We start from the raw sequence: 439 nt of genomic DNA on the forward strand, positions 1-439 counted from the left end.
CATTATTATTTTACAACTATATACGGGAAGTAGCTCAGCTTGGTAGAGCACTTGGTTTGGGACCAAGGGGTCGCAGGTTCGAATCCTGTCTTCCCGACTCTTTTAAAAATGGGGGCTTAGCTCAGATGGGAGAGCGCCTGCTTTGCACGCAGGAGGTCAGCGGTTCGATCCCGCTAGTCTCCACCATATAAACAAATAAATAAGGCGGTGTAGCTCAGCTGGCTAGAGCGTACGGTTCATACCCGTGAGGTCGGGGGTTCGATCCCCTCCACCGCCACTATTATTATTTTGAATTATATTTAGGACCTTTAGCTCAGTTGGTCAGAGCTAACGGCTCATAACCGTTCGGTCGCAGGTTCGAATCCTGCAAGGTCCATATAATTAAGGAGGAATACCCAAGTCCGGCTGAAGGGATCGGTCTTGAAAACCGACAGGGGCT

At 49.4% G+C, this 439-nt stretch carries 4 tRNA genes; all 4 read left to right on the plus strand.

Annotated elements, in window-relative coordinates:
* Window positions 1–23: 23 nt before the first annotated feature.
* The 4 genes from CD036_RS12985 (at window position 24) to CD036_RS13000 (ending at window position 376) form a co-directional block, all read left to right on the plus strand.
* Window positions 24–97 (plus strand) — tRNA-Pro (locus CD036_RS12985).
* 13 nt (window positions 98–110) lie between these two features.
* Window positions 111–186 (plus strand) — tRNA-Ala (locus tag CD036_RS12990).
* 17 nt (window positions 187–203) lie between these two features.
* A tRNA-Met gene (locus tag CD036_RS12995) sits at window positions 204–277 on the plus strand.
* Window positions 278–302: 25 nt separating this feature from the next.
* Window positions 303–376 (plus strand) — tRNA-Ile (locus CD036_RS13000).
* Window positions 377–439 lie beyond the last annotated feature (63 nt).

Origin of the sequence: Staphylococcus arlettae (genome assembly GCF_002902345.1) — a bacterium.
GTDB lineage: Bacteria > Bacillota > Bacilli > Staphylococcales > Staphylococcaceae > Staphylococcus > Staphylococcus arlettae.